This is a genomic window from Corynebacterium tuberculostearicum (assembly GCF_030229345.1).
Classification (GTDB): Bacteria; Actinomycetota; Actinomycetes; order Mycobacteriales; family Mycobacteriaceae; genus Corynebacterium; species Corynebacterium tuberculostearicum_G.
Map to the genome: position 1 here is coordinate 47,774 of NZ_JASPGP010000001.1, position 23,021 is coordinate 70,794.

Annotated in this window: 19 protein-coding genes, 1 tRNA gene and 1 other RNA gene; 13 read left to right on the forward strand and 8 right to left on the reverse strand. The window is 61.3% G+C overall.

All coding sequences use genetic code 11. The annotated features are described in order from the left end of the window. Nucleotides 1–221: 221 nt before the first annotated feature. The gene (locus QP884_RS00210; protein WP_284820070.1) at nucleotides 222–632 is read left to right on the forward strand and encodes a hypothetical protein; all 411 of its coding nucleotides are present in this window, start codon (nucleotides 222–224) and stop codon (nucleotides 630–632) included. 78 nt (nucleotides 633–710) lie between these two features. Here the strand turns inward: QP884_RS00210 and QP884_RS00215 are convergent, their stop codons facing one another. Continuing rightward, entirely contained in the window at nucleotides 711–1,496 is a 786-nt protein-coding gene (locus QP884_RS00215) for an HAD-IIA family hydrolase (protein WP_284820071.1), read from the reverse strand. Continuing rightward, entirely contained in the window at nucleotides 1,493–1,786 is a 294-nt protein-coding gene (locus QP884_RS00220) for an acyl carrier protein (RefSeq protein WP_284820073.1), read from the reverse strand. Before QP884_RS00220 ends, QP884_RS00215 begins: the two co-directional genes overlap by 4 nt. 27 nt (nucleotides 1,787–1,813) lie before the next feature. Here QP884_RS00220 and QP884_RS00225 point away from each other — a divergent pair, with 27 nt between their 5' ends. Then, entirely contained in the window at nucleotides 1,814–2,812 is a 999-nt protein-coding gene (locus QP884_RS00225) for an alpha/beta fold hydrolase (protein ID WP_284820074.1), read from the forward strand. Between the two features lie 110 nt (nucleotides 2,813–2,922). On the opposite strand, the gene aceE is transcribed toward QP884_RS00225, so the two are convergent. Then, a complete protein-coding gene (gene aceE / locus QP884_RS00230) occupies nucleotides 2,923–5,670 on the reverse strand; it encodes a pyruvate dehydrogenase (acetyl-transferring), homodimeric type (RefSeq protein WP_225746658.1) in 2,748 nt (915 codons plus the stop codon). 337 nt (nucleotides 5,671–6,007) lie between these two features. Between aceE and QP884_RS00235 the strand changes: the two genes are divergently transcribed. Together QP884_RS00235 and QP884_RS00240 are read left to right on the forward strand one after the other, a co-directional pair. Then, nucleotides 6,008–6,406: a DUF3052 domain-containing protein gene (locus QP884_RS00235; protein WP_005324380.1), complete on the forward strand. Its 399-nt coding sequence runs from the start codon at nucleotides 6,008–6,010 to the stop codon at nucleotides 6,404–6,406. Nucleotides 6,407–6,474: 68 nt separating this feature from the next. After that, nucleotides 6,475–6,547, forward strand: a tRNA-Val gene (locus QP884_RS00240). Nucleotides 6,548–6,764: 217 nt separating this feature from the next. Here the strand turns inward: QP884_RS00240 and QP884_RS00245 are convergent. Both QP884_RS00245 and QP884_RS00250 read right to left on the reverse strand, forming a co-directional pair. Continuing rightward, complete coding sequence (locus tag QP884_RS00245) at nucleotides 6,765–7,772, reverse strand: SURF1 family cytochrome oxidase biogenesis protein (protein ID WP_284820075.1); 1,008 nt, start codon at nucleotides 7,770–7,772, stop codon at nucleotides 6,765–6,767. 10 nt (nucleotides 7,773–7,782) lie between these two features. Continuing rightward, nucleotides 7,783–8,274: a low molecular weight protein-tyrosine-phosphatase gene (locus tag QP884_RS00250; protein WP_284820077.1), complete on the reverse strand. Its 492-nt coding sequence runs from the start codon at nucleotides 8,272–8,274 to the stop codon at nucleotides 7,783–7,785. A 95-nt stretch (nucleotides 8,275–8,369) separates the two neighbouring features. Between QP884_RS00250 and QP884_RS00255 the strand changes: the two genes are divergently transcribed. The 5 genes from QP884_RS00255 (at nucleotide 8,370) to QP884_RS00275 (ending at nucleotide 13,239) form a co-directional block, all read left to right on the forward strand. Beyond that, complete coding sequence (locus tag QP884_RS00255) at nucleotides 8,370–9,509, forward strand: Nif3-like dinuclear metal center hexameric protein (RefSeq protein WP_284820079.1); 1,140 nt, start codon at nucleotides 8,370–8,372, stop codon at nucleotides 9,507–9,509. Beyond that, complete coding sequence (locus QP884_RS00260) at nucleotides 9,510–10,226, forward strand: zinc ribbon domain-containing protein (protein ID WP_005324390.1); 717 nt, start codon at nucleotides 9,510–9,512, stop codon at nucleotides 10,224–10,226. Beyond that, nucleotides 10,226–11,356, forward strand: coding sequence for a bifunctional RNase H/acid phosphatase (locus QP884_RS00265; RefSeq protein ID WP_284820081.1), 1,131 nt, complete (start codon nucleotides 10,226–10,228; stop codon nucleotides 11,354–11,356). Before QP884_RS00260 ends, QP884_RS00265 begins: the two co-directional genes overlap by 1 nt. A 15-nt stretch (nucleotides 11,357–11,371) precedes the next feature. Continuing rightward, nucleotides 11,372–11,819, forward strand: an RNA gene (gene rnpB / locus QP884_RS00270) — RNase P RNA component class A. Nucleotides 11,820–11,844: 25 nt separating this feature from the next. Next, entirely contained in the window at nucleotides 11,845–13,239 is a 1,395-nt protein-coding gene (locus tag QP884_RS00275; RefSeq protein ID WP_284820084.1) for an RNB domain-containing ribonuclease, read from the forward strand. A gap of 12 nt (nucleotides 13,240–13,251) precedes the next feature. Here the strand turns inward: QP884_RS00275 and QP884_RS00280 are convergent, their stop codons facing one another. After that, nucleotides 13,252–14,526, reverse strand: a complete 1,275-nt coding sequence (locus QP884_RS00280; protein ID WP_284820086.1) for a galactokinase family protein — start codon at nucleotides 14,524–14,526, stop codon at nucleotides 13,252–13,254. 259 nt (nucleotides 14,527–14,785) lie between these two features. Here QP884_RS00280 and QP884_RS00285 point away from each other — a divergent pair, with 259 nt between their 5' ends. Continuing rightward, a complete protein-coding gene (locus QP884_RS00285; RefSeq protein ID WP_204611356.1) occupies nucleotides 14,786–14,974 on the forward strand; it encodes a hypothetical protein in 189 nt (62 codons plus the stop codon). A 59-nt stretch (nucleotides 14,975–15,033) separates the two neighbouring features. Here QP884_RS00285 and QP884_RS00290 read toward each other — a convergent pair whose 3' ends face one another. After that, on the reverse strand, nucleotides 15,034–16,770 hold the full coding sequence (locus QP884_RS00290) for a CYTH and CHAD domain-containing protein (protein ID WP_284820088.1): 1,737 nt from the start codon (nucleotides 16,768–16,770) through the stop codon (nucleotides 15,034–15,036). A 137-nt stretch (nucleotides 16,771–16,907) separates the two neighbouring features. Beyond that, entirely contained in the window at nucleotides 16,908–17,966 is a 1,059-nt protein-coding gene (locus tag QP884_RS00295) for a DUF2786 domain-containing protein (protein WP_284820090.1), read from the reverse strand. 192 nt (nucleotides 17,967–18,158) lie between these two features. Between QP884_RS00295 and QP884_RS00300 the strand changes: the two genes are divergently transcribed. The 3 genes from QP884_RS00300 to QP884_RS00310 all read left to right on the forward strand — a co-directional run bounded on the left by QP884_RS00300 (nucleotide 18,159) and on the right by QP884_RS00310 (nucleotide 23,017). Then, entirely contained in the window at nucleotides 18,159–19,496 is a 1,338-nt protein-coding gene (locus QP884_RS00300; protein WP_284820092.1) for a glutamine synthetase family protein, read from the forward strand. A 7-nt stretch (nucleotides 19,497–19,503) separates the two neighbouring features. Continuing rightward, entirely contained in the window at nucleotides 19,504–22,575 is a 3,072-nt protein-coding gene (locus tag QP884_RS00305; protein WP_284820094.1) for a bifunctional [glutamine synthetase] adenylyltransferase/[glutamine synthetase]-adenylyl-L-tyrosine phosphorylase, read from the forward strand. A 97-nt stretch (nucleotides 22,576–22,672) separates the two neighbouring features. Beyond that, on the forward strand, nucleotides 22,673–23,017 hold the full coding sequence (locus tag QP884_RS00310) for a hypothetical protein (RefSeq protein ID WP_284820095.1): 345 nt from the start codon (nucleotides 22,673–22,675) through the stop codon (nucleotides 23,015–23,017). Nucleotides 23,018–23,021: the final 4 nt, after the last annotated feature.

The following is a 23,021-nucleotide window of genomic DNA, read 5'->3' on the forward strand; positions in this document are numbered from 1 at the left end:
CATCGGTTTCACCTGCAACTTTGGCCCCAGTCTGTACCTGGGGTTGAGGTTTAGCAAATGGGGGTTGAAGTGAAAGTTGAGGGTTGTAGGGAGGGGTGTGACGCAGGAAAATTGTGAGCAGACGCATCAGACAGTTCGTTGGGGAAGACGAAGCTCGTCTTGCATCGCGCCGGGCCGGCAGGCCTCGTGCGGTGGTGATCTATGTCGAGGGAGAATCGGCTATGAATACGTGCGTTAACCCTGCGCCGGTTGAACAGCCGGCCTCCACCTCCACGTGGCCCTCCGTCAACGGCGGCGCCACCGTGGTCACCGGTGTGCTCAAGATTTCCGGGATGCCGCGCAAGCTGCGCTCGGAGATTGAACACGCCATGGATCGGTGTATCCGTACCGAGTCGGAATATATCATTCCGGGCGATGATCCACTGACCGCTCAGTGGTGCACTCGTTGGTTCCGGGATGGGCTTTCCGTAGCGGCGCTTGCCCAAGGCGGCAGCGCCTGCGCCAACGCGGGCAGCGGTATTGGCTGCCACCAGGTGCTTACCGGCACCCGCGAGGAGCTGGACGCGCTTGATTGCGTCGTGCGCTACCTCGCGCAGCGTCACAGCTTTAATGCTGCTGTGCGCCTGCCTTAGAAGGCACGACAGGGGTTGGACCAGCTGCTGCTGGCCAACCCCTTTTTTCTGCCGCCGGATGGTCTCCTCGAGAACGAGCTATTCCGCCTCTGCGAAAGGATCCAGAATCTTGTCTGGCAGCTCCGCCACGGATTTCAGCACGGCCGACGGGCGGTACGGGTAGCGAGAAATTTCTCGGTCATCGGAGATACCGGAGCGCACCAGCACCGTGCGCATACCGGCCTCAAGGCCCGCCTTCACGTCGGTATCCATGCGGTCACCAATCATAACCGTGTGCTCCGAGTGAGCACCAATATGATTGAGCGCCGAGCGCATCATGACCGGGTTGGGTTTGCCTACATAATAAGGCTCGCGGTTGGTGGCGGCGGTAATGAGCGCAGCCACGGCGCCCGTAGCCGGAAGTACGCCCGTGGGGGCGGGGCCGGTGACATCCGGGTTGGTGGCAATAAAGCGTGCACCATTGCGGATGAGGTTAATGGCGGTGGTAATCGCCTCAAAGGAGTAAGTGCGGGTCTCGCCAAGTACAACGAAGTCCGGGTCATCGTTAGTGAGGATCCAGCCCGCCTCGTGCATGGCGGTGGTCAGGCCGGATTCGCCAACTACGTAGGCCTTGCTGGAACTTACCTGGCTGGAAAGAAAGTTTGCGGTAGCGGTAGCGGAGGTCCAGATGCGCTCTGCAGGGATATCCAGACCGGTATTGCGCAGGCGTGCAGATAGGTCCCGCGGGGTAGACATGGAGTTATTGGTCAGCACCATGTACTCGATGTCATTGTCTTTGAGTGCCTGGATAAATTTATCGGCGCCAGGGATCATCTCACCTTCTTTGATGAGCACGCCGTCCATGTCTGATAGATAAGAAATCATTGGTGATCCTCCACATACTCGGCGATATCGCCGATGGTTTCGCTGTTGAGCATCGTCTCCTCAGAAAAACGCACCTGGAAGGCCTCTTCCGCGCGCACGGTGAGCTCCACCAGATCGAGCGACTCCACGCCGATATCCTTCAGGCGGGTCTCGCGGCCCAAGTCTTCCTCGGTCCCGGTGACCTTGCGGATAAGTGCGATAAGCTGGCCGAGAGTATCGCGCTCCGGCTCCTTGTCCGGCACACTCGCATTGAACTTTGCCTGCAATTGGGCACTGAGGTCGTTTGCCATGCCCACCAGTCTAGTATTGATCCCGTTATGGCATTGAGAAAACGTTCTTCCGTTGTGGCGCGTAGTTGGCTCAAGCGCCTGCGCCCCTCGCACCGCGCCGAGCTAGAAAAGCTTTATGGCGGATTGCATGATCCCTCTACCGAGCCTGGCCTTACCCACATCAGCGCGTCCGGCACCGTGGACCACGATGGCCTAGACATCGCCTGGTATGAAGTAGGCCAGCAGGACGCCCCGGTGACGGTGGTGTTCATTCACGGCTATTGCCTGTCTTCAGAGGCCTATTATGACCAGGCCAATTATCTGCGTGGCCGCAATGCGCGTGCACTGTTGGTGGACCTGCGTGGGCATGGGCAATCCTCCACGGTCGACCCAGAAGAGTGCACGGTTGACGCGGCTGCCGACGACGTCCTCGCCGTCATCCGCGAGCGCGCTCCCCGCGGCAACTTGGTCATCGTGGGCCATTCCCTGGGAGGCATGGTTGCCTTGAACCTCATCCGCCGTGCGCCGGCCGAGGTTTATGAGCGCATCAAGGGCGCGTTGCTGATTTCTACTTCTATGCGTCGCTTTGCGGCCAAGGGCGTGGCCCAGATCTTGCAGTCCAAATCCCTACACGCGCTCTACCGCCTGTGCTTGCGCCTGCCCGGGCGCGTCGATAGTGCCCGCTTTGAAGTTGCCCGCTTTATCGCCCCGCTTTTTGCCGTGACCCTAGCCGGCTTTCCCCAGATGGAGAAGCTGCAGTTCCACGTTGCCATGCTTCTCGATACCCCCTTGGCCTCCTACTCTGGCTTCTTCGATGACCTTTTGGATCACGCCGAGTATGGTGCCGCAGAACGACTGGCCAAACTCCACGGTGAGGTAGTGGTGGGCACCGCCGATATCGTCACCCCGCGTTCGCAATCCGAAGTGCTCTGTGAGAATTGGCCCGCCGCGAGCCTGCAGACGGTAGAAGGCTCCGGACATATGGTGATTCTCGAAGACCCTGAAGCCATCTCCGCGGCGCTCGGCCGCGTTCTCGACGCGGTGTAGGCAGGCTTCTCGAAGGAGCCTCTCGAGGCACGAAGAAGGCGCCGCGGCGGGAAGCCGGCGGCGCCTTTTATTTGCGCGTGGCGCGGGGGCTAGCCCGCTCCAATGCGGGGTTAGTCCTCGATGTGGGTGGTAGCGGTCGGATCATCCAGCTTGAGATCCTTGGCTGCCTTCTCCACAACGGAGCGCTCAATCTTGCCCTCGCGAGCCAGGCCATCGAGTACGGCGACGACGATGGACTCGGCATCGATGTTGAAGTAGCGGCGTGCGCCCTCGCGAGTATCAGAGAAGCCGAAGCCATCCGCACCCAAGGTGATGTAGGTCCCCGGGACGTAAGGGCGGATCTGCTCCTGCAGCTCGGTGGTGAAGTCAGAAACGCCAACGAAAGGACCCTCGTAGCCCTTGAGCTGGGAGGTAGCAAATGCCTCGGTCGGCTCCTCACCCTTGCGCAGGGCCTCCTTGTTGCGGCGGGCACCGTCGCGGGCCAGCTCGTTCCAGGAGGTGACGGAGAAGATGGAGGCCTTGACATCGAAGTCGTCGGCAAGCAGCTGCTGCGCGCGCAGCGCCTCGTGCACGCCCACGCCGGAAGCCAAGATATTGGCAGCAATGGAGCCGCCCTCAGCGGTGTTGAAGTGGTAGATGCCCTTGTGCAGGCCCTCCACGTCCAAGTCCTCCGGCTCGGCCGGCTGGTGCACCGGCTCGTTGTAGACGGTGAGGTAGTACATGATGGCTTCATGGTCCTTGCCGTACATGCGCTCAATACCGCGGGTGACCAGGTGCGCCACCTCGTAGCCGAAGGCCGGGTCATAAGAAACCACGGCCGGGTTGGTAGCGGCCAGGACAGGGGAGTGGCCGTCCATGTGCTGCAGGCCCTCACCGGTCAGGGTGGTGCGGCCGGCGGTAGCGCCGATAATGAAGCCGCGGCCCATCTGGTCACCGGCCGCCCAGAAGGCATCGCCGGTGCGCTGGAAGCCGAACATCGAGTAGAAGATGTACAGCGGAATCATGGCCTCGCCCTGGGTGGCGTAGGACGTAGCTGCCGCGGTGAAGGAGGCGGCGGCGCCGGCCTCAGAAATGCCCTCGTGCATGATCTGGCCGTCGGTGGCCTCGCGGTAAGAAAGCATCAAGTCATGGTCAACCGGCACGTAGTTCTGGCCGCGCGGGTTCCAGATCTTCATGGTGGGGAACCAAGAGTCCATACCAAAGGTGCGGGCCTCGTCCGGAATGATCGGCACGACGCGCTTGCCCAGCTCCTTGTTGCGCATGATCTCCTTGAAGGTGCGCACCAGGGCCATGGTGGTAGCTACTTCCTGCTTGCCGGAGCCCTTGCGCACGGAGCGCAGCTTATCCAGCGCAGGTGCCTCGAGCGGGGTGAAGTCCTCACGGCGCTCCGGTAGGAAGCCGCCGAGCTCTTTACGACGCTCCAGCATGTACTTGATCTCCGGGGAATCCTTGCCCGGGTGGTAGTACGGCGGCAGGTATGGATCCTTTTCCAGCTCCGCATCGGAGAACGGAATCTCCTGCTTATCGCGGAAGCGCTTCAGATCATCCAGGGTGAGCTTCTTCATCTGGTGGGTAGCGTTGCGGCCCTCGAAATTGTGGCCCAGGCCGTAGCCCTTAATGGTGTGCGCCAGGATGACGGTTGGCTTGCCGGTGCCCTTGTTCTCCAGCGCGCGGGCGTAGGCGGCGTAGACCTTGCGGTAATCGTGACCGCCGCGGCGCAGTGCCCAAATTTCATCATCGGACATGTCTTCTACCAGCTTGGCCGTGCGCTCATCGCGGCCGAAGAAGTGCTCGCGCACATAGGCGCCGTCGTTCGCCTTGAAGGTCTGGTAGTCACCATCAGAGGTGGTGTTCATGACGTTGACCAGGGCACCCTCGGTGTCCTTTTCCAGCAGCTTATCCCAGCCGCGGCCCCAAATAACCTTGATGACCTCCCAGCCGGCGCCGCGGAAGAAGGACTCCAGCTCCTGGATAATCTGGGTATTGCCGCGAACCGGGCCGTCAAGGCGCTGTAGGTTGCAGTTGACCACGAAGGTGAGGTTATCCAGCTCGTAGAGGGATGCGATCTGCAGCAGGCCGCGGGATTCTGGCTCGTCCATCTCGCCATCGCCCAAGAAAGCCCATACGTGCTGCTTGGAGGTGTCCTTGATACCGCGGGTCTCCAGGTACTTATTGAAGCGTGCCTGGTAGATAGCGTTAATCGGGCCCAAGCCCATGGACACGGTGGGGAATTCCCAGAACCATGGCATCAGGCGCGGGTGCGGGTAGGACGGCAGGCCCTCGCCCTCACCGCGGGAGACCTCTTGGCGGAAGCTATCCAGATCCTTTTCGGTCAGGCGGCCTTCCATGTATGCGCGCGCGTACATGCCTGGGGAAGCGTGGCCCTGGAAGAAGACTTGGTCGCCGCCCGAAGGATCGTCCTTGCCCTTGAAGAAGTGGTTCAGGCCGACCTCATACAGCGGAGCAGCGCCTGCGTAGGTGGAGATGTGGCCGCCCACGCCAATGCCCGGGCGCTGTGCGCGGTGCACCATGATGGCTGCGTTCCAGCGGATCCAGCGGCGGTAGCGCTTTTCCAGCTCCTCATCACCTGGGAACTCCGGCTCCATGGTGGTGGGGATGGTGTTGACGAAGTCCGTAGACGTAAGCGATGGCATCTCGACGCGCTTCGCAGTGGCGCGCTCGAGCAGGCGCAGCATCAAGTAGCGTGCGCGCTCCGGATCAGAGTGGTCCAGCAGACCATCGAGGGAGTCCATCCACTCGCGGGTCTCTTCTGGATCATTATCGTGAAGATACGATGCAACGCCGTCGCGGATGAGGGGGAAGTTGGAGTCGCCCTGGTGGGCGTCCTTCTCGGCCATTTAAACCTCCTATTTAAGGGTCTGCACAGTTTGCCTACTAGGATACGCGCTCACAGATCCACAGTCGTTGTGAAGTCCGACTTAAGGGGACGTGCGGTACGTTACATCGCCATAACCAGTATCTTTGCAAAGTTTGTTGGGGTAAAAGAGGGTAGTTTGCTAACTCTGTGGAGCCAGCTGCGCTGGCGGTAGGGCCTGCAAAATGGGGGAATTGCGGCCCTTAGGCGGGTAAAAGGGGCCGGTGGGCGTTAAAATACTTCTATTAAGCCGCGATTTACCCGCCGGATGCGGGTGATACGCGGACCAGACATTCACTAAATTAGGAAGGAAATGCATAGTGGCTGACGCTGCAGTCAAGCTCGGAATCAAGGAAGGGCAGATCGCCCTGGAGCTTGGTTGGGACGAGGATTGCGATACTGCAATCTCTGAATCGATCGAGGCCGTGCTCGGCGATGACTTCTTGGAAGAAGAAAATGACGAGCTGTGCGATGTAGTTCTTCTTTGGTGGCGCGAGGAAGACGGCGACCTTGTGGATGGACTGGTGGACGCGAGCCGCCCGCTGGCCGATAACGGCGCAGTCTGGCTGCTTACTCCGGGCGCCGGCAAGCCGGGAACCGTCGAGCCTGGGCTCATCTCTGAGTCCGCTCAGCTGGCAGGCCTGGTACAGACCAAGGCGGAGCGCCTAGGCGAGTGGCAAGGCTCGTGCTTGGTGCAGCGCGGCTACACCAAGAAGTAGGGCTTTACCTGCCGATTTGTGTTGCTTTAGCAACCTGCGCTACTGTTTCTAACAGCGCAAGAGCGCATGCGGCTTTAGCTCAGCTGGAAGAGCAATTGGTTTACACCCAATAGGTCGGGGGTTCGATCCCCTCAGGCCGCACAAGGCAGACCGCCTCTCGGATTTGGTTCCGGGAGGCGGTCTTTTTGCGTTGGTGGGCTTAGGCTGCTGACAGAGTTGAGGGGGCTAAGGCCTCGAGAGTCAACTTGTGGCCACGTAACCCGTGAAGGGGAGAGGGCAGCGCCCGCTAACGTGGCTGTTCCTTGGGACCTAGGCGGATGTTCAGGCGACGGCCCAGGCGGGCCTAGGCAGAGAGTAGCTAGTAGCGCTCGCGGCGGCGCTTGTTCAGCTTGGCGTAGTGATCCGGCTTGGAGTCGCCGTAGCGCGAGCGATTGCGGCGGCTGGCGGCATGCGAGGAGGACGCGGCGGGAACGGCCGTGGCGGTATCGGTGGCGTCGTCAGTGGTCGTGTGGGAGTCGCGCCGGGAGGTCGCAGGGGACGGGGTTTCTACGGGCGCGGAGCCTGTAGCGGAGGCGTCCTCGGGCTCGGATGGGGTTGAGGCATCGGCATCGAGGGCGGCGAGGGTTTCTTCCTCCTCGCGTAGGCGGCGGCGCTCACGAATTTCGGACCATACGAAGTAGCCCAGGCCCAGCGGGGCCATGATGCCAAAGGCAATCCACTGGTAGCCGTAGGAGAGGTGGTTGCCGCGGTCGAGCTGCGGGATAGGCATGGCGTTGAGCACGCCGGGCTGGTCGGCGGAGAGTTGGATGTAGTCGTGGGCCAAGGGGGCGTCGATAAGCGAGGCAATCTGCTCCGTATGGATGGAGTAGACCTGCTGGTAGCCTTCCTGCTTAATGGGGGCGGACTGGTGCTGAGCCTCATCGGCGCGGATCATGCCGGTAAGCGTGGTCTCGCCCGAGGGAGCATCAGGGATATCTGGCACGGCGTTGGCCTCGCCGGCCTTGATCCAGCCGCGGTTAACCAGGATGGTCAGGCCGGAATCGGTACGGAAGGGCACCAGGGATTGGTAGGACGGGCCGGAATCGACCGGGCGCAGGCGCAGCAGCACCTCATCCTGCGGTAGGTAATGGCCGTGGAGGGTGGCACGGGACCACTCATCGTCCTTGATGGCGCCGTGGCCATCCACGAGGTCTTCCACCGGCTGGGGGTCAGCCTCATAGGCGTGGGTGATGAGCTCGTTGCGTTCCACAATGTCATCGTCCTTGCCCAGCTGCCACGGGGCAAGGACGGTAAAAGCAAGGTAGGAAAAAGCCACGACGAACAGCAGCAGTAGAACCCAACCCGGCTTAAGGAACGTCTTTAGCATGGGGCCTAGTCTAGTCGTGGTGAGCGCGAATCCAATCCAGCAGGCCAGGCACGGCGGCCTCGATATTCTTGCGTGTGGTTTCAAAATCCGCTGCGGAACCGTAATAGGGGTCTGCCACGTCCGCGTCCTCCGGGGAGTTGGGATCGAAGCTGCGCATCAAGCGGATCTTGTCCGGGTCGATGCCGCGCTCAATAAGGGCGTCGCGGTGGCCCTTGTCCATAGCAATGAAGAGATCCGCGTCCATATGCTCTGCCCCTAGCTTGGACGCGCGGTGGGAACCGCCATCGTGGCCGCCGCGGCGCAGTTCGGCAACTGCGCGTTCGTCCGCGCCCTGGCCCACATGCCAGCCGCCCAGACCGCAGGAATCTACGGTGGCGACGAGGTCTAGCATCTCCTTTTCCATTTCATCGCGCACAATGATTTCTGCCATGGGGGAGCGGCAGATATTTCCGGTGCAGACAAAGACGAGGTAAAGGCCGGAGCGGGTATCGGATTCGGTCATGCGGAAAACCCCTTCGCGCGAATAGTACTGTGGTGCGGAAGATAGGATATAGCAGTAGTAACTATTCCATGAAACGAGCATAAAGGAGCACCTCTATGTCCGCTGTGAGCGTGGGCGATGTCCGCCGCGTACTCGATGAGGCCTATCCGCCGCACCTGGCGGAAAAGTGGGATGCCGTGGGGCTTATCTGCGGTGATCCGGCCGCGGAGGTAAAGCGGGTGGCCTTCGCTTTGGACTGCACCCAAGCGGTGGCCGAGCGCGCGGTGGAGCTCGGCGCGGACATGCTCGTGGTCCACCACCCGTTGCTGCTGAGCGGGGTGGAGTCCGTGGCGGCCGATACGCCCAAGGGCAAGGTAGTGCACACGCTGGTCAGCAATGGCGTTGCGCTCTTTGCGGCCCACACCAACGCGGATAAGGCGCGGCCGGGCGTCAACGACAAGCTCGCGGAGCTGGTAGGCATCAACCCCGGCCGGCCCATCGCGCCGGAGCCGCAGGGCGTGGATAAGTGGGGCGTGCACGTGCCGGTCGCCGCGGCCGAGGAGGTAAAGCAGGCGCTTTTCGACGCCGGCGCGGGCCACATCGGTGCCTACTCCCACTGCTCCTTCGATATCGCCGGCACGGGCCAATTCCAGCCGGAGGAGGGCGCTGACCCCACCGAGGGCGAGATCGGCGCGCTGCACCGCGGCGAGGAAATCCGCGTCGAGTTCGTCGCCCAGGCCGCCCTTCGCTCCTCTTTGCTGAAGGCCCTGCACACCGCCCACCCTTATGAGGTGCCGGCCTATGACATCACGGAAACCGCCGGCCACCAGGACCTGGACAAAGCGCTCGGCCTAGGACGTGTGGGAGAGCTGCCGCAGGAGATGACCTTGCGCGAGTTCACCCAGCAGGTGGCCAACGCCCTGCCGGAGACCGCCTGGGGCATCCGCGCCGCCGGCGATCCGGACCAGAAGGTGTGCACGGTGGCCGTGTCTTCCGGCTCGGGAGATTCCTTCCTCTCCGCGGCCGCGAAGCTAGGCGTGGACGTGTACGTCACCTCCGATCTGCGCCACCACCCGGTGGATGAGCACCTGCGCGCCGGCGGCCCCGCCGTCATCGATACCGCCCACTGGGCCAGCGAATTTCCGTGGACGGCCCAAGCGCGCGATATCGTAGAGGATGCTTTAGAACTGGATACGGAAATTATTAGCCTGCGCACCGACCCGTGGACTATCTCTGCGCACCCAAAGGAGTCATAAGTGAAACTATCGCAAGAACTACAGCCGGTACTGCTGGAGCTGGCCAACCTGGAACGCTCGCAGGGCCATGGCGCTGAGAAGGAAATCCCGGAACAAGCCGAGTATGACAAGGCCAAGGAAGAGCACAAGCGCCTGCTAGATGCCTCCGGTTCTGCGCAGATGGCTGTCGACGACATGGAGACCGAAATCCTGCGCATCCAGGCCGATGAACGCAAGCTACGCCAGCGCGAGCGCGATGATAAGCGCCAGCTCGGCGCCGCAGTAGACCCAGAAACCCGCAAGGATCTGGAGCACGATCTCTATGCCGCCAAGTCCCGCATCGCTGACCTCATGAGCGAGCTGCAGGAGGCGCATAACGAGGTGCACGCGCTGCGGTCCAATCTGGACGTCCACGGCGCGCGCGTTTCTGATTCCGAGCGCAAGCTGGAAAAGCTGCGCCGCGCAGCCGAGGCGGCTAAGGAAGCGGCCGCCAATCAAGAGGATCCGGCCGTGCGCATCGGCGAGCTGCGCGATCAGCTGCCCGCTGGAGTGCTCAGCGAGTACGATACCCAGCGCGAGGAAAACGGCGTAGGCGCCGCCCAGTTCAAAGCCAACCGCGCCTGCGGGGGCTGCTTCATCGTCCTGCCTCCGGCCGAGCAAAACGCCGTGCGCAACGCCCCGGCCGATGAGCTGCCGCAGTGCGGCGATTGCGGCTCCTACCTGGTGCGCCTGGTCTAATGAAGGTCATCATCTACGCCGATGGCGGCTCCCGCGGCAACCCCGGGGTAGCCGGTTCCGGCACCGTTATCTATGACGGCAGTGGGCAGCGCATCCTGCGCGAAATTGTCTACGTGGTAGGCACCAAGTCCACTAATAACGTCGCTGAGTACAACGGCCTGCTGCGCGGCCTTGAAGCCGCCACCGAGATGGGCGCTACCGAGGTGGAATTCCACATGGATTCCAAGTTGGTGGTGGAACAAATCAACGGCCGCTGGAAGATCAAGCACCCTGACATGCAGAAGCTGGCCCTGCGCGCCCGCGAATACATCAACGGCTTTTCCTCTTTCAGCCTGGACTGGGTGCCGCGCGCCAAGAATAAGGTGGCAGACGCCCTGTCCAATGACGCCATGGATGCCGCGGCCGCCGGCCACCCAGAAGGCATCGTGGCCGGTGAAGAAGACGCCGAGCCAGCTCCGGCCGGGGAGCAAGACACCACCGCGCCGCACCCCACCGATTGGCTGGGGGACCGTGGACCTACCACCCGCTTTATCCTGCTTCGCCACGGGCAGACGGAGATGTCGGCCGCCAAGCAATACTCCGGCCGCGCCAATCCGGGCCTTACCGAGCTTGGCCGAAAGCAGGCGCTCGCCGCTGCCCAGGCGCTTGCCGACGCCGACTTTGACGCCATCGTCTGCTCACCCCTGCGCCGCTGCCAAGAGACCGCGGCGGCCGTGGCCAATGGCCGCGATATCGAGGTAGAGACGGTCGAAGGCCTCATCGAGGTGGACTTCGGTGCGTGGGAAGGAAAAACCGCGGCCGAGGCCCACCAGCGCGATCCGGAACTCCACGAGGAATGGCTGCATGATGCGAGCGTCGCCTGTCCAGGCGGCGAATCGCTGCAAGCGGTCAACCGCCGCGTGCGCACCACCCGCAAGGAGCTCCAAGAGCGCTTTGCGGGCAAGACCGTGTTGGTGGTCAGCCACGTCAATCCAATTAAGTCCTTCATACGCCAGGCGCTAGATGCCGGCCCAGCCACCTTTGGGCACCTCTTCCTCGACCTGGCTGCCATTTCGCGGGTGGAATTCTGGGAAGGCGGCTCTATGGTGCACGGATTTAACGATGTGGGCCACCTGGCAGGCCTGCGCTAGAATAAGGAACGCGAATGAGCCGGCCGGGTGATCGCGTCGCTTCAAACGGGCAGCCACGTGCTGCCGCGTGGGCGCCGAGGAAAGTCCGGACTCCACAGAGCACGGTGGTTGCTAACGGCAACCCGGGGAAACCCGCGGGCAAGTGCAACAGAAAGTAGACCGCCTCGTGCCCCCACTTGGTTTCGGCCAAGTTGGAGCCACAAGGTAAGGGTGAAACGGTGCGTTAAGAGCGCACCAGCACCGTCAGTGATGGCGGTGGCTGGGTAAACCCCACCGGGAGCAAGGCATCACGGCCCCGCCACGTTGCGGGGCCCGATCAGGCGTTTTAAGGCTGCTCGCTCGAGCCTGAAGGTAGCTGCTGGAACCAACTGGCAACGGTTGGTCTAGATGGATGTTCACCGCGCGGTGCTCCTTGGGGAGCGTCGCGGTTAGACAGAATCCGGCTTATAGGCCGACTCATTCGCCCTACTACGTTTATGGTGGTGGGCATGAAGCTCTACGCCGCCCCGCTCGATTTCCGCGCCATTGCTACAGAATTTTCGGTAGCCACCGATTTTCCGGCCGAGGTCACCGCCCAGGCCGCCCGCGCGCAGGACCGATATGCCGCATCGCGCCGCGACGCCCGCGACATTCCCTTCGTGACCCTGGATCCCGCCGGCTCCATGGACTTGGATCAGGCGGTCTACATCGAAGAACGCGAGGGCGGATACCGCGTCTTTTATGCCATCGCAGATGTTGCTGCGTTCATTGAGCCCGGCAGCGAGCTAGAGCGGGAATCGTTCCGCCGCGGCCAGACCATCTATCTTCCCGATGAACCCGCGCGCCTGCACCCGCCAGAGCTTTCCGAGGACCGAGCCTCGCTGCTGCCTGGCGCCGATAAGCCGGCCGTGCTGTGGACCTTTGACTTGGATGGCAACGGCGAGGTGGAGTCCTTCCACGTCGAGCGCGCGCTCATCTACTCCCAGGCCCGCCTGGATTATGAAGGCGCGCACGCGGACCTGGCGGCCGGCAACCTCCACCCATCTATTGCACTGCTGCCGGTGGTCGGCCGGCTGCGCCAGGAATCCTCCCTGCGCCGCCAGGCCATTTCCTTGCGCCTGCCCTCCCAGCGGGTGGTGGACAACGAGGACGGCACCTTCGAGCTCATCATCGAGCCGCGCTATGAGGTCATGGACTTTAACTCGGAGATGTCTTTGCTTGCTGGCATGTGCGCTGGGCGCCTCATGCAGGAAGCTGGCGTGGGCTTCTTGCGCACCCTGCCCGCGGCCGAGCCGGAGCACGAGCGCCAATTTCGAGCCGAGGCGCAGGCCCTAGGCTTTGCGCTTGGCGACGCCCCCATTCCCCAATTCCTCCTCACCGTCGACGCCGATTCCCCGCGTGGCATGGCCGTCATGCGCGAAGCCCAAAGCCTTTTGCGGGGCGCCGACTATGCCTGGCTAGGCGAGCAAGAGGCGCAGGTACACGCCGGTATTGGTGGCTACTATGCCCACGTCACTGCGCCGCTGCGGCGCCTTTCCGATAGGTTCGCCACGGAAATATGCCTAGCGCTGTGCGGCGGTTATGAGGTTCCCGAATGGGTAACAGGCAGCGCCACGAAGGTTATCGGGGCGATGCGTTCGACGTCGCAGCTCGCCTCCCAAGTAGATAAGGCCTGCCTGAACCTGACTGAGGCGACTGTGCTGCGACCTTGGCTCGGGACTAATTTTCCGGCCACCGTGGTCCGCGGGGACCCGAAGCGGGACAAGGCACGGATTTTCGTGCCGGAGCCACCCGTCTTCGCCCAATGCGTGGGCGCACCGGAAACCGGCAGTGAAACCACTGTCTCACTGGTGACGGCGGATACCGATTCGCGCGAGGTTCTTTTTGCCTGGCCGGCCGACTAGCCGGGAAAGCTCCTAGTCTTCGCCGCGCGCGGCCTCGCCAGGCTGCAGCTCAACGACGAGAAGGCCGTCTTCCGCCAAGTCGGCCGCGAAATTGTGCGCGTTTTTCGCCGGCACATAAGCGATGACCGCGTTCGAGGTACCGGCATGCGCCGAGCGACCCGCTACGGCACCGCGAACCGTGACCAGCTCGGCGAGCTTTTCTGCCGAATCCAAGCCGTAGATATTGGCCAAGGAAGACTGTGACTGCAACAGGATAGGGAAGAGCTCCGCGCCGCGGTGCGAGCGCAGGCAGCGCGCAAACTTCTCTACGCGCTCAGTTTCTTCCTCATAAAAGGCCATCCACTCCGTGGCGGCGCTGATGCTCGGGCGGCCTTCCTCGCCGTATACCTTGTGCACGGCCTTGAGCCAGTCGAGGACGCGCTGTTGGGCGTCGGGAAGCAAGCGCAGCGAATCGGTGCCAAAGGAGTGGCAGGCATCATCGATAAAGCGCTGGCGCTGGCGGATATCGGCGATGGCCTTTTCCTCCTGCGCGGAAAAATCTTCGGGCACCGCTACCGCAAAGGCGGACATCTCGCGGCCCACCACGTGCGGGGCGTGGGTGACAGAACCATCGGCGTAGTCCATGATGCACACGCCCTCACCAGCGCTGCGCAGCGCTGCGCTGTGGCGTGCGCGCAGTGGCGGCCGTGCTGCGAAGGTGGAAACGGCCTGGGTACAGACATCCGCGACCCGGGCCCTCAACGGTGCATCGAGATCCGCATCTGCCCCCATGAGCGCGAGCGCCACCGCGACGTCTGCAGCGGCATCCGCACCCAAACCCGTACCTTCCGGAATATCGGAGGCGATGGTGATATCTGCACCGGCCGTCTCCCGGGAGAGCAATTGACGATTAATCATCGTGTGGACAATGCCACCCACACGGGCCGCCAACCCACCTTGTGGTGCCGGCGGAATAACTGGCTGGCCTTCCGCATCCGTGGTGGGCTGTTGCGCCGTTGCCAGTTCTGCAAGCGCCTGCAGGCTAATCGAGTCATGGGCAGTCTCGCCCTGAGCTGGGTGGAAATGTACGGCCACCACGCCGTCGGTGCGCGGGCTTACCGCTGCTGCAGCGCGCAACTTTCCCACACACATGGCGACAATGCCGCCGAAGTGATCAATGTGTTCACCAATGAGGGACCACGTTGCCGGCGCGCTGGCGGTATGCGTTGGAGCGCTGCCCGTGAGTTCGGTATGTGCTCGGGCGGCGCGCTCGGCTACGGGCTCTGCAGGCGTTGACCACAGTGGCATGGGTGCTAAAGCTCCTTTTCCAGGTTCTGGGACCAGTAGTCTTCGTTGCCCCACACACGCGGCGGTGCGTTTAAAGCAACGAACGCCCGCCACCTATGTGCGCGGTGGCGGGGAATACGACATGGATTCGTATAAAAGAATTGTGCTGCCCCACATTCTAGCGGGCATCAATGGGACAGCGTGGGTAGTGTGGGCACAAACCATATCAGCGGCAGCACTTAGCCGGTGCCGCTGATGCAACAACTGAGAGGATAGTTTCATGAGCGATGCAGACCAGAAGTGGTTCTTTGATCCCACCACTAAGGAAGTCAGCCAAGGCAAGACCTCTGGCTGGGAAAATCGGATGGGCCCGTATGACACCCGCGAAGAGGCAGAAAACGCCATCGGAATTGCCCAAGCCCGCAATGATGCGGCAGATGCCGCAGACGAAGAAGATGACTGGAAGTAAATAACTCCCAGCCAACTCTTTTGAAGCCGTGTTTCCCAGCACCTGCCCGGGAAGCGCGGCTACTTTAGCTTCTTGCGCAGCGGCTTAAACGCGGCCTTGATGTCTTTGAAAGACTCTGCGTAATCATCAAGAGCCTTTAGGCCAATGGTTCGCTCGCGCTGGTAGAGCAGGCCGTAGCCAAAGGTATTCTCCCCACGGCGGCGAGCGGACTCTGCCAACTCGAGCAGCTTATCGCGCGAGGTCACGGAATCCTGGAAGTCACCGAGCACCGACTGCATCTGCTTGCAGGCCTTGTAGAGGCGCTTAGTCTTGAGATTGGTGGCAGAACCAGCTGCTTCAGCTGCATAGCGCAGCTTCTTTGCTGCCTTGCGCATATCGTGGAAATAATCCTCGCGCTCGTGTAGGGACAATTCCTGGTTATCCCAGTTCTCCACGGCCTTCTTATGGCGCTTGACCAACTTGTTATAGGCCTTTTCAAGGTGCTGCGCCATCACGGTATCCATGTCAGCGGACTTATCCTTGGACTTCTTTTTCTCTGGCTTGTCCTCGGACTTGTCCGCAGCAGGCGCGCTGTCCTCGCTGGAATCGGTAGGGGTAGCGGAGCCCCCTTCCACAGAGGACTGCTCCTCCGTCTCCTCCGCTTCGCTAGCTACCGGGGTGGACTCTTGTTGCTTATCGGCCGTTGGTGGATCAGCGAGAAGACGGTCCAGGGATTCCAGCAATTCGAGGTAACGCTCGGAATCCAGGGCTGCGATAACGCGGCGGTGCGCACGGCGGTAGGCGTTGCCCATATCGTGGGCAATGTGCTCGCGGGTGGAGTCATCCAAGGTGTCAGAATCTTCGGACTCCAGCAGCTTCTGCCAGCGCTCTTCCACAACTTCCGCATCGCGAGCAACGCCCAAGATGCCGGCAAGTTCCTTGAGATCGGCTTCAATCTTGTCGATTTCTGGGCCGACAACGATGCCATGGAAGGTCTGCAGGTGGCTGCGCAGTTCGCGGGTGGCAACGCGCATCTGGTGAACCGAGTCCCACTCATCGCGGCGCACGCGAGGGTCATAATCAACTAGCTTGTCGCGGTTGGCTTGCAGAGCGGTGATGACGGCCGCGGCAGGGGAGTCTGGGTCCACATCCGGCGATACCAGGGCTGGAGGCAGCGGTGCGTTGGCGTAGGAATCGCCCAGGGCGGACTTCAGCTTGGATGGGGAGGAAGAAACGCGCGCACCGGCACCGATAAGCAGGGAAGTGGCACGGCGAATGAATTGCGTACCTTCCTCAGTGCCAGGAAGCTCACCGGCGAGCTCTACTTCCCACTCGCGCCACGACTGCTGCTGGCCACCTGGAAGGAAGGAAAAGGCGGTGACGTGGTCATCGCAGAATTCTGCTACCGGCTTATTATCGGCATCCGCTAGGACCATCTCGGTGCGCTTGTTGTCTACCTGCGCAATCGGGGTGAGTTCGTTGTGGCGGATAATGGAGCGAACCTGGTGGAGAAGTTCCTCAGGTACTTCGTAGCGGCCATCTACAGGTTCTCCCAGCTCGGCGTGGATTTCAGTGCGGCCAGCCTCGCTAGGAATCTTGATATGCCAGCCATCATCATTGCCACCGGTGCGGCGGCGGAGGGTGATCTTTGCGTGGGTCAGGCGGAGGTCTTCGGTGTCGTAGTAGATGGCAGAAAGCGCGTGGTGGCGCGTGTCTGCAACGTGGTCAACTCCCTCGAGGCGGGTCAGTTCAGGGAGCTGAGTGGACTCGGCTACGGAGAATTTCGCTTCAACTTCGAGAAAAGACTGTGTAGACATTCACGTACCTTTTACTTTCTAGACCAAATAAATCTCACCGGTGATCCTACCCGTTAAGCACTCGATGCGGTGCCACTCCTCGCCCCCGTTCGCTAGCAGGGAACGGGAAAGAAGAATGGCGTTGAGCAGGGCAAAAATTACTGCGTAATTTCTGGAGCCGAACCAATCTCGGAAGCATCACCGCCAAAGTGAGATTTATCGGCAGCGGCAATACCATCGTTGATGCCGTGCATGCTGTTCATGGAAAGAGACATTTCCGTCAGGTTGGGAAAGAGACGATTGCGAGTGTCGATGGCATGATCGGTGCGCGCCTGCAACGCCGGAAGGGTTTGGGTAGCTACAGTCTCTGCGTGGTGTGAGCAGTACTGGGACTCCCGCAGGTTATCTGCGATGCCATCCTCATTTGCTTGAGTGAGCAATTCACCGATGCGGGCGGCGTAAGAGAGCCGGAAGCTACGGCGATAGGCGGCGGTAGAGCCCGTAGCGCGGGCAATTTCTGCGCCGTCACCATTGCGCATGAACCAATCGCATTGACGGTTGAGGGAGGCAAAAAGGTCGGCGCAATGGGCGGCGTCGGCAGGAGCGCCAATCACACAGGCCAAGCCCTTGTCATGAATAAGGAGAGTGGTGCATCCATTGGCGTCAGAGATGGTGCTTAACAGGGAAGCCTGATGTTTGATATACGGCGGGTGGATGTGCACGCGGTGGGAAATAAGATCAGGTAGCTCGGAGGTAAGGAGATCCTCGATGCGATACTTCTGCTGCAGGGACTGCGCCTTAGAAATGAGAACCTCGGCCTCATCCTCAAAGCTGGTAGATTCCGCTTTTCGCAAAAGGCCTAGCACCTTTTCGCGGATCTTGCGTTGCTTATCGCTAAGCCCGTCCTCCCGCAAGGATTCGCCGGAGGCTAAAAGCTCCGTATCGCGGAGCCTCGGTAGGTGAATGAGCTCTTTCATAATGGCGCGCAGCTTATCGCGCGGAATGAAATTCTCCTGCGGAGGGGCCATCTGGAGCCATGCTTTGCGCAGCGCAGGGGAGGTAATTCGTGCCGGCACATGGGGGCTTGCACGGTAAATGATGGGGTAGGCGTGCGGACCTAAGACATGTTCTAGGTCCGCCGGCGCCCAGCCTTGTTGTGCGGCGGTGATGAGGCGTTCGATTACGTGAGCTGAAAGGTCATCGCAGTGGGTGGTCATAAAGATTCGTCCTTTAAGAGGTGTACGTATGTTCGCTTGCCCACTTAGCAAAGCATGCGCGGAAGCTGGCTCCTGCCGGAAAAGCCCCCGCTGGCCACCCCCTAGATACTCTTGCGACCTGCGCATTTCGCCCTGGAAAAACTGTCGCATGAACTGCACATCCCTCGGGGGAGAGCCGGTAAGGTCTAAAGCATGAATAGCCAACACGAATTTGTCTTGCGCACCGTTGAGGAACGCGATATCCGCTTTATCCGCCTGTGGTTTACGGATATTCTGGGCGCCCTTAAATCCGTGGTCATGAGCCCGTCCGAGTTGGAATCGGCCTTTGAAGAAGGTGTTGGCTTCGATGGCTCTTCCGTAGAGGGCTTTTCTCGCATCTCTGAGTCTGACACCATCGCGCTGCCAGATCCCTCCACCTTCCAGATTCTGCCCTTTGATATGGACGAGCCGGACCTGCAATCGGCCCGCATGTTTTGCGATATCGCACAGCCAGACGGCCAACCCTCCATGGTGGACCCGCGCCATATCCTGCGCCGCCAGGTCACCGAGGCCGCTAACGATGGGTTTACCTGCATGGCCTCGCCAGAAATCGAGTTCTATCTCTTCGAGCGCGGCCGCGAACTCACCGACTTGGTACCGACGGATAACGGCGGTTACTTCGACCAAGCAACGCACGATACCGCCCCGCTTTTCCGCAGGAAGGCGATGCTAGCGCTGGAATCGCTGGGAATCGCCACGGAGTTTAGCCACCACGAAACCGCGCCGGGCCAGCAAGAAATTGATCTGCGCCATTCGGACGTGCTCACCATGGCCGATAACATCATGACCTTCCGGCATGTGATCAAGCAGGTGGCCACCAATTCCAATGTGCGCGCCACCTTCATGCCTAAGCCCTTCGAGCACCTGCCGGGCTCTGGCATGCACACCCACTTGAGCCTTTTTGAAGGCCAATCCAATGCTTTCCACGATCCGGATGATGAATTCTCTTTGTCCCAGACCGGCCGCCAGTTCATCGCCGGCATCTTGGAGCACTCCACGGAGATGTCCGCGATTGTGAATCAGTGGACCAATTCTTATAAGCGCTTGATGTTCGGCAACGAGGCGCCGGGCGCAGCCACCTGGGGAGTATCGAATCGCTCCGCGCTGGTCCGCGTTCCCACCTACCGGCTTACCAAGGAAGAATCGCGCCGGGTAGAAATCCGCTCCATTGATGCCTCGATGAACCCCTACCTGGGCTATGCGGTGCTATTGGCAGCAGGCCTGAGAGGCATCCGCGAAGGCTACGAGCTCGATGATCCGGCCGAGGACGATGTCCACCAGCTCACCCGCCGCGAGCGCCGCGCGATGGGATATAAGGATCTACCCACCAGCCTGGATCAGGCCTTGCGAGAATTTGAAAAATCCGAGTTCATGGCAGAAGTCCTGGGCGAGCACGTCTTTGAGTTCTTCCTGCGCTCCAAGTGGGATGAGTGGCATCACTATCAGAGCCAAATCACCACCTTTGAACTGCGCAATAACCTGAACTTCTAGGAGAAAAATGCGTCCTGCTGCTGTGCCTTCACCGGCCACACTAGGCCTTACCCGCCCGCATGCTGCGCAGGATATTGAGCAGCTGGGGTGGAAGAATCCGGAATCGGTGGATCTGTTGTGGACCCTCGCTGCCGTGGGCGACCCTGACCTGGCGCTCAATAACCTGATCCGCATCTATGAACAAGCCCCTGAGCTCGATGATGCCGTGCGTTCCAATGAAACTCTGCGCGTGCGCCTCTTCGCACTACTGGGGGCGTCGACCGCCTTTGGCGATCACCTCGCGGCGCACCCTGAGCTGTGGCGAGAACTAGAAAAACCCCTTCCGCAGTCTGAAGAGATGCTGCAAAGCTTGCTCGGTGCCGTCGATGCCGAGCCCGCGGACTTTGCGGATGACATTGACCGGCCCGATCCGGCGCGCAAGGACTTGAGCGCGCCGGGCACTTACCGCGCCGGCGAGGGGGAGCATAAGCAGGCGCTGCGCACGACCTACCGCACTTTGATGATGCGCATTGCCGCCTGCGATGTGGCGGGCACCTTTCATGCACGAAAGGGCCAAACTAAGCCGCAGCCGGAGGTAGGATTCCGCCAGATTACGGCTCTGACCACCGCGCTTGCCGACGCCGCCTTAACCGCCTCCCTTGCCTGCGCTGTGCGCACCATCTACGGTGATGACCCCTTGGATGCACAGCTGGCAGTCATGGCAATGGGCAAGTGTGGCGCAGGCGAGCTGAACTATATCTCCGATGTGGACGTCATCTTCGTTGGCAGCGAGGCAACCCCTAGGGCCACGCGGCTAGCGGCGGAGTTTAATCGCATTGGATCCACCACCTTTTTCGAGGTGGATGCGAACCTGCGCCCCGAGGGAAAGTCGGGCGCATTGGTGCGCACTTTGGAATCTCACGTGGCCTACTACAAGCGGTGGGCAGAGACGTGGGAATTCCAGGCGCTCCTTAAAGCGCGCGCTATGACCGGCTACCTCCCGCTAGGCCAGGACTATTTGGACCAGATCCGACCGATGGTGTGGACGGCGTCGCAGCGCGAGTCCTTTGTTGAGGACGTACAGGCCATGCGCCGCCGCGTGCTGGCCAATGTTCCCGAGGAGCTCAAGCACCGCGAGCTCAAGTTGGGCGTGGGCGGCCTGCGCGATATCGAATTTGCTGTCCAGCTCCTGCAGTTGGTCCATGGTCGCTCCGATGAGACGCTGCGCGCGCTTTCCACGGTGGAGGCGCTGGAGGCGCTGATTTCAGCGGGGTACGTCGGCCGCGAGGACGGAACCCAGCTCATTGAAGCCTATGAATTCTTGCGCCTGCTTGAGCACCGCCTGCAATTAGAGCGCTTCCGCCGCACGCACACGCTGCCGGATAAGGACGACGAAGACGGGATGAAGTGGCTGGCGCGCATCGCCGGCTTTTATCCGCAGGGCACCAAGTCGGCGGCCGAGCGCATGCTGTCGCACCTGCGCCGGATCCGCCTGCGGATCTCCGAGCTGCACTCGCGCCTGTTCTACCGGCCGCTGCTTAATTCCGTGGTCACCATGTCGGCCGATGAGCTCAAGCTTTCGCCGGAGGCCGCCAAGCTGCAGCTGGCTGCGTTGGGCTATAACCATCCCGACCGTGCATTTGAGCACCTGACCTCCTTGGCGGCGGGAACCTCGCGCAAGGCACGCATCCAAGCGATTTTGCTGCCAACCTTGATGGAATGGCTGGCTGATACCGCAGACCCCGATATGGGCCTGTTGAACTATCGCAAGCTCTCGGAGGCCGCGAACGATAGGTCGTGGTTCTTGCGCATGTTGCGCGATGAAGGAATTGTGGGCCAGCGGCTCATGCACATTCTGGGTACCTCGCCGTTTACTTCTGATCTGATTATTAGCGCGCCGGATTCGGTCAAGCAGCTTTCCGACGGCGCCACTGGCCCCAAACTGCTAGAAACCAAGCCCGAACAGGTTTCCAAGGCGCTGGTCAATTCCAGCAAGCGCCACGCCGACCCGGATAAAGCGGTGGCGGTGGCGCGCTCGTTGCGCCGAGTGGAGCTGGCCCGCATCGCCAGTGCGGATTTGCTGGGCTTCATGCCGGTCAAGCAGGTGTGCCATGAGCTATCCACAATTTGGGATGCCGTCCTTGAGGCTGCACTTCGCGCCGAGGTGCGCGCGTGGCGCCTTGCCAACGAAGATGCAGAGCCGCCAGCGCGCATCGCCGTCATTGGCATGGGCCGCTTGGGAGGCATGGAGCTGGGCTTTGGCTCAGACGCGGATGTGCTCGTCGTAGCAGAACCTAGCGAACCCGCCGATGACTCTGGCACGGAAGGGGAGGCCGTGAAGTGGGCCATCGGGATCGTCGATAAGCTTCGGCGCCGCCTGTCTAAGCCTTCGGGCGACCCGCCGCTGGACGTCGATTTGGGCCTGCGCCCAGAGGGCCGCTCCGGTGCGGTGGCGCGCACCATCTCCTCCTATGAGCGCTACTACCGAGAGTGGGGCGAGTCGTGGGAGCTGCAAGCTTTGTTGCGCGCGGCCTTCGTGGCTGGCGATAGGGAAGTAGGCGAGCGATTTATATCCATGGTAGATAGCTTCCGCTACCCAGAAGGCGGCGCGAGCGCCTCAACCATTCGCGATATCCGGCGTATGAAGGCGCGCGTGGACAATGAGCGTCTGCCTCGCGGTGCGGACCGTAATACTCATACCAAGCTGGGGCGCGGTGCGCTCTCAGATATTGAATGGACCGTGCAGCTCCTGACCATGATGCATGCTCACGAGTATGCCCAGCTGCACGATCCGTCCACGCTGCGCGTGCTAGATGCCTTGGAGGAAACTGCAATCCTTTCCTCCGCGCAAGTCTCTGACCTGCGCGACGCCTGGCTTATGGCTACCGACGCCCGCAATGCACTGGTGCTCGTGCGCGGCAAGCGCGTGGACCAGCTGCCCGGGCCCGGCCCGCAGCTGGCCCAGGTAGCCGGTGCCGCTGGCTGGCCGCCGGAGGAGAACCAAGAGTTTCTAGAAAGCTATTTGAAACTTACCCGCCATGCCCGGAAGGTTGTAGATGAGGTCTTTTGGGGCGAGGAGGAATCCTTCGAGCATTCTTAGAGTTAGCCTTGAAAGTCCCCGATGTGCGCACCACGGCCTTACTTTTTGCACTTTTGGACTCTAAAGTGGGATGGGAATAAGAAAGGACTGGCTAGTTATGTCTTTTAAGCTGCAACTCGATGTGGACAACGCCACGGTAGGCGAATTATCCGCGCTGCTTTCTGCAGCGCGTGCCGCGGGCGTGCGCGACGGTGACGCCCTCCACCTTGACGGCACCACATTGACCATCGAGGTCTCCACGCCCCGGGAGGAAAAGCCAGTGCCGCCGCGCCCAGAATCAACACCGCACAGTTCTCGCCAGGCCCCTCGCTCGTGGGGGCGCGCCGACCGCATAGGGGAGGCCACCATCCGCTCCATCATCGACGCCCTCAATGATCGCAGCGAGAACCCTCGCGGCAGTGACTACGGTTCCTTCGGCGATAGCGCTGGTTACCATGGCTAAAATC